This window comes from Mycoplasmopsis felis ATCC 23391 (assembly GCF_000701865.1).
In the GTDB taxonomy this organism is placed as follows: domain Bacteria; phylum Bacillota_I; class Bacilli_A; order Mycoplasmatales; family Metamycoplasmataceae; genus Mycoplasmopsis; species Mycoplasmopsis felis.
In genome coordinates this window covers 32,406-41,021 of the sequence record NZ_JNKA01000006.1, presented here as the reverse complement: position 1 = coordinate 41,021, position 8,616 = coordinate 32,406, and the positions used below count along the sequence as shown (strand labels likewise).

General features: G+C 24.5%; 12 protein-coding genes, 1 tRNA gene and 1 pseudogene. All 14 read left to right on the top strand.

The features are described from left to right. A pseudogene (locus T405_RS03935) lies at nucleotides 1-394 on the top strand (IS3 family transposase); the annotation flags it as partial. Next, nucleotides 379-696, top strand: coding sequence for an IS3 family transposase (locus tag T405_RS01190; RefSeq protein WP_036430271.1), 318 nt, complete (start codon nucleotides 379-381; stop codon nucleotides 694-696). The pseudogene T405_RS03935 and the gene T405_RS01190, both read left to right, overlap by 16 nt. A gap of 59 nt (nucleotides 697-755) precedes the next feature. Further along, complete coding sequence (locus tag T405_RS01185; protein WP_036430269.1) at nucleotides 756-1,046, top strand: hypothetical protein; 291 nt, start codon at nucleotides 756-758, stop codon at nucleotides 1,044-1,046. Nucleotides 1,047-1,434: 388 nt separating this feature from the next. Then, nucleotides 1,435-1,698 (top strand): hypothetical protein, encoded by a 264-nt coding sequence (locus T405_RS01180; RefSeq protein ID WP_036430267.1) that lies wholly within the window; start codon nucleotides 1,435-1,437, stop codon nucleotides 1,696-1,698. Further along, nucleotides 1,695-2,219 (top strand): S8 family serine peptidase, encoded by a 525-nt coding sequence (locus T405_RS03990; protein ID WP_220094698.1) that lies wholly within the window; start codon nucleotides 1,695-1,697, stop codon nucleotides 2,217-2,219. Before T405_RS01180 ends, T405_RS03990 begins: the two co-directional genes overlap by 4 nt. A gap of 101 nt (nucleotides 2,220-2,320) precedes the next feature. After that, complete coding sequence (locus T405_RS03825; RefSeq protein ID WP_156951217.1) at nucleotides 2,321-2,494, top strand: RNA-binding protein; 174 nt, start codon at nucleotides 2,321-2,323, stop codon at nucleotides 2,492-2,494. Further along, nucleotides 2,481-3,038, top strand: coding sequence for a hypothetical protein (locus T405_RS01170; RefSeq protein ID WP_036430263.1), 558 nt, complete (start codon nucleotides 2,481-2,483; stop codon nucleotides 3,036-3,038). Before T405_RS03825 ends, T405_RS01170 begins: the two co-directional genes overlap by 14 nt. 122 nt (nucleotides 3,039-3,160) lie before the next feature. Further along, on the top strand, nucleotides 3,161-4,780 hold the full coding sequence (locus tag T405_RS01165; RefSeq protein WP_036430261.1) for an ABC-F family ATP-binding cassette domain-containing protein: 1,620 nt from the start codon (nucleotides 3,161-3,163) through the stop codon (nucleotides 4,778-4,780). A gap of 1 nt (nucleotide 4,781) precedes the next feature. After that, nucleotides 4,782-5,450 carry a hypothetical protein gene (locus tag T405_RS01160; protein ID WP_036430259.1) on the top strand — a complete coding sequence of 223 codons (669 nt, stop codon included), beginning with the start codon at nucleotides 4,782-4,784 and terminating at the stop codon, nucleotides 5,448-5,450. After that, nucleotides 5,431-6,753, top strand: coding sequence for an HNH endonuclease signature motif containing protein (locus tag T405_RS01155; protein WP_036430257.1), 1,323 nt, complete (start codon nucleotides 5,431-5,433; stop codon nucleotides 6,751-6,753). Before T405_RS01160 ends, T405_RS01155 begins: the two co-directional genes overlap by 20 nt. A gap of 2 nt (nucleotides 6,754-6,755) precedes the next feature. After that, a complete protein-coding gene (locus T405_RS01150) occupies nucleotides 6,756-7,433 on the top strand; it encodes a 16S rRNA (uracil(1498)-N(3))-methyltransferase (RefSeq protein WP_036430255.1) in 678 nt (225 codons plus the stop codon). Nucleotides 7,434-7,538: 105 nt separating this feature from the next. Then, nucleotides 7,539-7,973 carry a 50S ribosomal protein L13 gene (rplM, locus tag T405_RS01145; RefSeq protein ID WP_036430253.1) on the top strand — a complete coding sequence of 145 codons (435 nt, stop codon included), beginning with the start codon at nucleotides 7,539-7,541 and terminating at the stop codon, nucleotides 7,971-7,973. Next, on the top strand, nucleotides 7,973-8,368 hold the full coding sequence (rpsI, locus tag T405_RS01140) for a 30S ribosomal protein S9 (protein ID WP_036430251.1): 396 nt from the start codon (nucleotides 7,973-7,975) through the stop codon (nucleotides 8,366-8,368). Before rplM ends, rpsI begins: the two co-directional genes overlap by 1 nt. Before the next feature lie 60 nt (nucleotides 8,369-8,428). Continuing rightward, nucleotides 8,429-8,505: transfer RNA gene (locus tag T405_RS01135), tRNA-Ile, on the top strand. Nucleotides 8,506-8,616: the final 111 nt, after the last annotated feature.

The following is an 8,616-nucleotide window of genomic DNA, read 5'->3' as shown; positions in this document are numbered from 1 at the left end:
TAAAGACACAAATACACAAATTGAAAATCTTGTTAAGAGAGACTACGATGATAAAGAGAACAGAAATATTTTTGCTACTGATGTTTCATATATAAAATCACCAAAAGATGTTCTAGAATCTTTTGTATATTTATCTGCTATTTTATTTCATAAAATAAAAGAAATTATCGGCTTTAAGTTGTCAAAAAGTAACAACTTAGATTTAGTCATTCAAAATTTAGAATATTTAACTAAAAAGAAATATTCAAATTTTATAATACATTCTGATCATGGTTTTCAAAATACAAATGAAGTGTATATTGATAAAGTCAAAAAATCTAATGGCACAGTTTCACTTTCAAGAATTGGGAACTCATTAGATAATCGTGAAATTGAATATTGATTTGGAACATAAAAACTGAATTATTAAATGATTTAGATTATTCAGAAATTACTTTTGATGAATTAAATCTTAAAATAAAGGAATATGTTGATTTATATAATAAAGAAAGAATTCAGTCAAATTTAGAATGAAAAACACCACAGCAAACATCTATGATGCTAGAATTTACAAAAATTTTAATTTTTTTGTCCATATTTAGATTACCGGTTATTTTTTTATATACAGACATTAAATTCACAATTTTCCATAATTTAAACTTAAATTTATTGATATTAATACCTAAATTGAAAAACATATTAAATAAAATAATATAATAATTTATATATAAAATAGGAGAATTATGAGAAAAAGTATATTATATTAATTAATATTTATGACCACGATTTCTGGTTCTATTTATCCGTTATTTTTTGATAACAAAATTAAAACTAAAGAAATAAATGAATACAAAATAAATGAAATTAATTTAAATTTATATTCAAATGAAAATTCCGAAGAAACTAACAGTTATTTTAATATGGGGGTTTCAAGAATAGAAATTATGATTTCTTCAAATTTTGAAAATAAAATAGAAAAATTAAAAATTATTTATTTAATTTATATAAGGAACAAATACCAATATTTTATGGAGAAAAAACAAAAATTCTATCAATTGCTAAATTAGAAAAAATTAATAATGATGACTTATTAAACAAAATTATTGCTTTTTTAAAAAAAGAGAAAATAGCAATAAATCAAATATATGATTTTAAATCAAAAAAAACTTACGATAATCTAGTTTTAGATATAAATAAAGAAATATTTAAAAATCAAATCCATTAAAATACATCAAACTGAACAAACTATTTTGATCAAAATTTTTCATTTATAAATAACAATTTTCAATTCGAATCAATAGGATTATCTAAAGATATTCTATTGAATCATTGAAGAAAATACAATAATGAAGAGGTATTTGTTGGGATTTTAGAATCAGGTGGAGTAATAAATACGTCTTATGAAGCATTTAAGTGGGGAATAAATAATAAAAAAGAAATATATTATAGAAATCATTGATTGTTTCAAGAAAGTTTTCCGACCATGCCGATAAAGTAGCAGAAATAATTATAGGAGATAAATTTGGAATAAATAAAACAGCAAATTTAATTTCTGTTCAATTATTATTATGAAATGGTTTGAGTGGGGAGAAGGAATATTTGTTAAATAAAACATCAATAATAAATCATAGTTTAGGTTTAAAAAAAGAACATATTTATAAAAATTACAACTGAATTTCAGAATATTTTGATTTTTTTATTAAAAATAATCCGAATTAATAAATATAGTTGCATCAGGAAATTATTATGATGATTTAGAAAATCCAATTAAAGAAATAGACAGTAATGCATTATCAAAAAATAGTATTGTTATAGGTTCATTTAACTCTATAACAAAACAGAAATATGATTATAGTCAAATAGGAAATAATAAAAACTATATTACAACAGTTGCACCCGGAAAATTTGTGTTTGAAAAAACCAAAAACAAAGAGTGAAAAGAAAAAAATAAAACTGGAACTAGTTACTCAGCTCCTGTAATAACAGGAATGGCCAGTATGTTAAAACAGTCACATAAAGAGAAATTTGCAGAAGGTCCAGATTCAATAATTTTTAAAACAGCGCTTTTAGTTGGTTCAGAACCTATAAAGAATCAAACAGAATTAATTTCTAATGAAGTAGGAGCAGGTATTCCAAACTATAATAAAGTTTCCAGGGCAATTGAGAATACAGTTATTTATAAAATAAACAGTAATAAAGAAAGTTATTTTACAATAAAACTTAAAAAAGGACAAAAATAAGAGCAGGGATTTCTTATTTACTTGATTCTTTAGAAAATGTTGATACAAACATTGATTTAGAATTTTGATACTACAACGAGAATTTAAGAGAGAATGAAGATATGTTAGAAAACGAATCTAATTATACTAATTTTAATATAGAGTTAATAGAATCTGATATTCATGAAGATGGAGAATATTATTTTAAAATAATACCTTTAAAAAGAAAAAATAATAAAGAAGTACAAGTTGCATTTAGTTATTTAATAGAGGAGAATTCAAATGAAGAAAATTAAAAAAATTTTTACATTTTATTTATTTTTAATATCTTCATCTCTATTAATTACATCAATATCTTGTAGTATACCTGAAGCTCCTAAATATGGTACTTACTGGAATAAAGAAAAAACAGTTTTTACAATTTCACAAGGAAACATTTCTAAAGGCGGAAAGTATAATAAAGAGCAGAATTTATTTATTAATATGAATTACTTTTTAGTTTCAAATATAGATGAATTAAGAATGAAAGATAAACATAAAGATAATGAATTTGAAGAGTTAAAATTAATAGATTTCAATAAATATAATGTTTTAATTATAGACGGGTTAATATATGATTATTCTGATCATAATTACATTTATAGTGAAACGGGTTGAAATGTAAGTTCGATTTCCTTTGATAATGATTCTTTGATAGTAAAACTAAGTTTTAAACCTATAGAAAAATTTTCATATGCAAAAACACAAACTCAAGAAATTTGAACACAATCAAAAAAATTCTATATTCTACTTAATAAATCAATTAATGACATTTCTAATATAAAATTTATTAAAGTATAATTTAATGGTAAAATATAATTAATGAGCCGACATCGAGTAAAACTTGTTGTCAAACTACCTTCATTTATGAAGGTTTTTTATTTATTTTGTTATAAAATAAATAAATTAAAAGAGAGGTAAATGTGTTAGAAGTTCAAAATTTAAGCAAAATTTTTAGTGACAAAAAGTTATTTGAAAATGTGAATTTAAAATTCACAGAAGGTAATACATATGGAGTAATAGGTGCAAATGGTGCAGGAAAATCCACCTTTTTAAAAATTATAGCAGGGGAAATAGAAAGTTCTTCAGGTCAAGTTATAAAAGAAAAAAATAAGCGTATTTCTGTTTTGAGTCAAGATCATAATACTTATAATGATATGATAGTCACAGACGTAGTGATTATGGGAAATACTGACTTATACTCAGTAAAAACAGAAAAAGATGCAATTTATGCAAACCCAGGCGCTACCATGGAAGATTATACTAGAGCAGGAGAATTGGAAGATAAATTTGGAGAACTAGGTGGTTGAACCGCAGAAAATGATGCTCAAGAATTATTAAGTAATTTATCAATACCAAAAGATAAATGAAATGTATTAATGTCTGAGTTAACTGCGAATCAAAAAATTAAAGTTTTATTAGCCAAAGCACTATTTGGAAATCCAGATATTTTAATTATGGACGAACCAACTAACCACTTAGATTTAAGATCTATAAGATGATTAGAAAATTTTCTTATTGATTATGAAAATGTAGTTATAGTAGTAAGTCATGATAGTGATTTCTTGGATGCAATATGCACTCACATAGTAGACATAGATTATAATGAAGCAAAAATATATACTGGTAATTATTCATTTTGAAAACAGTCTTCAGAGCTAGCAAGAGAAATGATGAAACAAAGTAATGTCAAAAAAGAAGCACAAATCGAGAAATTAAAAGAATTTATTGCTCGTTTTAGTGCTAATGCTTCTAAATCAAAGCAAGCAACAAGTAGAAAAAAAGCTTTAGAGAAGATAACATTAGATGAAATAAAACCATCAAACAGGAAATATCCATTTGTTCGTTGAGAAATGAACAGAGACCACGGTAAGCAAATATTATCCGTTGAGAATTTAACTTATATTAATGAAAATAATGAGATTTTATTTGAAAATGTTTCTTTTACATTGAGACCTGGTGAAAAAATGGTAATTGTCGGAGAAGATGATATAGCAAAAACAAGATTATTAGAATGTATTATGGGTATTAAAAAACCAGCATCAGGAACCATAGAATGAGGTCAAACTATTACTCCGAGTTATTTTCCAAATGACAATACAAAATATTTTCAAACAAGTGAAAATATTTTAGAATGAATTTCTAAATGACCACTAGAAAATAAAGAAAAAGAAAATCAAGAAAATGATGATGCAAGGATGAGGGGTTTTCTTGGAAGAATGTTATTCAGCAATGATTCTGTCTTTAAAAAAGTTAATGTAACAAGTGGTGGAGAAAAAGCAAGATTAATGTTTTCTCGTATGATGCTTTTAGAATCTAATTTTATTATATTAGACCAACCATTAGATCACTTAGATACAGAAAGTATAGATTCTGTTATAGAAGGTGTAAAACAATACAAAGGTGGTGCAATTTTTACTACTTATAATAGGGCATTTGTTAATCAATGTGCTGATGTTATTTTAGAATTACAAAGTCCACAAAGAAGTTTCTTATTTAGAGGAACTTTAGAAGAATATGAAGAATTAATACAAGAAAATTAATATGGATTTACTTAAAAAAGCAATTGAAAATATTTCAAATAATACAGACGTGAATAATTCTGTTGAATATTTAAATGAATTTATAAAAAGTTCTAAGGATCGTAGTAAAAATGACATAACAAAGGCTTTTAGATATGCAAATGACGATGAATGATATACTACAAAAGAAGATATTCAATTTTTTATAGATAATGCAAATATTCCAATGGATAAAATTATTTGATGTCCATTCGATTTACCAACTTCTAATTTTGTTACTGTTTTTAAAAATAATGGTTATAAAGTAATTTCATCACATATTTTTCAAGGTAAAGATTTTTATCATTATCAACCTAAAAAATGAGATATTATAATTAGCAATCCCCCTTTTAGGAATAAACATAATTTGTTAAAAAGATTATTAGAATTTGATAAACCATGAGCATTAATATTTGGCATACAAGCTTTAAATAGTGAGAAGTTCTGTGATTTTTTACAAAAATTTAAGAGGGTACAATATATTCATTTAAAACGTAGAATGTGTTTTACTAAAGATCACCTAAATTATGATGTCTTAAATCTTCAAAGACCATCATTTGCAAGTATGTGAATTGCAAATGATATGTTTGATAAAGATATTCAAGTATGAAAAGGTGTAGATTATAAAAAAGATGGAAAAGAATACACTTAATACTGAAATTCACATTCATCAAAGATACTATGATTATTTAAAAGAACAATTTAAAGAATTTAATATCAAGAAATCAATTGAAGAAATTTTGGTTGATATATTATTAGAAGATAAGATTTTATCCTTAAAAAATTTTGATAATATTAAACTAATTAAAGAATTAAATAATAGAAGTTATATAGGTATTTCAATACCTAAACATTCAGTGTTTGTTTATTTTACACAACTGCTAACTAGTGATTTTAAAACAAAGTCAAGAAATACTTTTGTAAAACAAAATGCATTACCAGTATTGAAAAAACTTAAAGAAAATAAATTAAGCAGTGTATTTTTGTGTTTAAATCCAGTTGATTATTATAGATTTAAACAAGATAATAAAATAAAAAGAATTAATTTACCTAAATCAATAATTAATGATTTACAACTTCTAAAATTACTTAGTTTTGAACTTTCTAAAACTTTTTTGGAAATTTTAAAAGACGATTCAATTAAAGAAATAAATAATTTTAACCCTAAAATAACAGTAGATGATTTTGTATATCAAAAACAATCATTGAAATTACAAAACAAGCATAATAATCCTATTTTTATTGAATTAAATAAAGAAGATAAAGAAATAAAAGTTATTGGGAAACTAGATGGTGCAAATATATCTGATACAGTATTAACTTGTATGTTAATATCTCGATTAAATAATTCTTATAATTTATCTTTTTGATTAATAAATTCAAAAGCAAGCACAAAAGTAGTTTCTTGAATAAAATCATTAGGCCTTAAGTATTATGGATTTTATGAAAAGGAAGAATATTTAAAAAACCTTTTAAACCAGAATATAGAAGTTTTCGATAAAGATTTAATAAGAAAACAAAATTTATTAAAACTGAATATATGAAATAAGTATTTTGATTTTATTGATATTTTAGAATGCTTTGCTTGTAATTATAATATTTCAAATAATTTAATAACTTCACATATTCATAGGCATTCAGATATAAAAAAAGAATTACTAAATAACGAAATAACCTATAACGATGGAATAAGAAACACAACAAGCGGAGATAACGGATTTTTACTTTGTCCAAACCACGATAAAGAATTCGAGAAAGGTTACATATATTTTGATTTAAATGAATTTAAGTTTAAAGTAAATAAAAATTATCAAAATTCTTTTACTCATAAACAATGGATGAAATTAGAAAATAATCTTATTAATAAGTTTAATAAAAAGGACTTTCCGATTTTAGTTAATAACAATTTTAGAAGAAATATTGATAAACATCTCAAAAGGATTAATAAAATATAAATATGAATAGATTTTTTGTATTTCAAAAACAGGATAATTATTTTATTTTAAATAATAACACTTTAAAACATTTAAAAGTAATCAGAGCAACTAATCAAACTTTTATTTGTGTTTATAATCAAAAATTTTATGAATGTATTTTAGAAGACAATAAAGCAAAAATAATTAAAGAAATACATATAAATAATGAAAGAAATTATGAAGTTATTTTATGTGCTGCTCTAATCAAGTTTGAAAGATTTGAATGACTAATTCAAAAAGCAACGGAACTAGGAGTTACTAAAATTATTCCTATGATTACTGAATATACCAACGGAGAGTTTTATAAGCACCAAAAATTTGAAAAAAAAATAGAACGATTAAAAACCATTTTACAAAATGCTGCTGAACAATCTTTTAGAAATAAAATACCTGAACTTGAAGCAATATCAAAATACGAAGATTTAGTTAAAGCAAATATCTCCCAAAAATACATAGCACATGAAAAAATTTCTGATAATAATGCTTTTAATTTCAATCAAAAAGATATAATGTTTTTCATAGGGCCTGAAGGTGGTTTTTCAGAAAAAGAAATTCAAAAAGCAATCGAAAATAATTGTCAAATTATAAGTTTAGGTAGGCGAATATTAAGAAGTGAAACAGCAGGAATTTTTCTACTTAGTAATCTTAAAATAGATTAAGTTTATATTTAAAAAATTAGATTTATTTATTATATTATCTTATGGTATAATATGAAAGCAATTTTAAAATTTACTAAAATTTCAAATTAACGTATAGGAGGATGTATGAGACAAACAACAATTGTAAATACACAACAAGCAAGCAAAAAATGATATGTTATAGATGCTCAAGGACAAGTGCTAGGTCGTCTAGCAGCATTTGTTGCTTCAGTTTTAAGAGGAAAAAATAAACCAACATTTACACCAAATGCTGATATGGGTGATAATGTAGTTATTATTAATGCTGAAAAAGTGGTTTTAACAGCTAAAAAAGAAGAGCAAAAAATTTATTACTCACACTCAGGATATCCTGGTGGATTAAAAAGTATTTCTGCTGCTAAGTTAAGAGTTAAAAGACCAACAGCATTAATAGAAAAAGCAGTAAGCGGAATGATTCCTCATACAAAACTAGGAAACAAACAACGTCGTAATTTATATGTTTATGCAGGACCAGAACACAAACAAGCAGCACAAAATCCAGAAAGATTAGAGGTTAAATAATGTCTAAAAAAATTGAATACCGTGGTTTAGGAAGAAGAAAATCATCAGTTGCTCGTGTTAAGTTAACACCAGGAAATGGTAATTTTGTTATTAATAAACGTCAAGCACGTGAATATTTAACTTCAGATATATATTTAAAAGATGCTAACCAACCATTTGTATTAACTTCTACAGAAGGAACATTTGATGTTTCAGTTGTTGTATCAGGTGGTGGTTTAAGTGGTCAAGCAGGAGCTATTAGACTTGGTATTGCAAGAGCTTTATTAGAAGCTAGTGCAGATTACCGTTCTGCTTTAAAAGAAGCAGGTATGCTTACAAGAGATGCTCGTGCTAAAGAACGTAAAAAACCAGGATTACGTGCAGCTCGTCGTGCAAGACAATTCTCAAAACGTTAATTTATTTAAAAATAATAAGCATGGTTTATATTTTATATGGTATAATACTCATGCTTTTATGCGAGCGTAGCTCAGTTGGTTAGAGCACACGACTGATAATCGTGAGGTCGATGGTTCAAGTCCATTCGTTCGCACCATTTCAATTAAAATTGTCCAAATATAACAAAATTATTTGTTATATTTTTTTTACATTTTATTGTTATATATTAATAAAAAATCACACTAGTTTAACTAGTGTGATTGGTCAT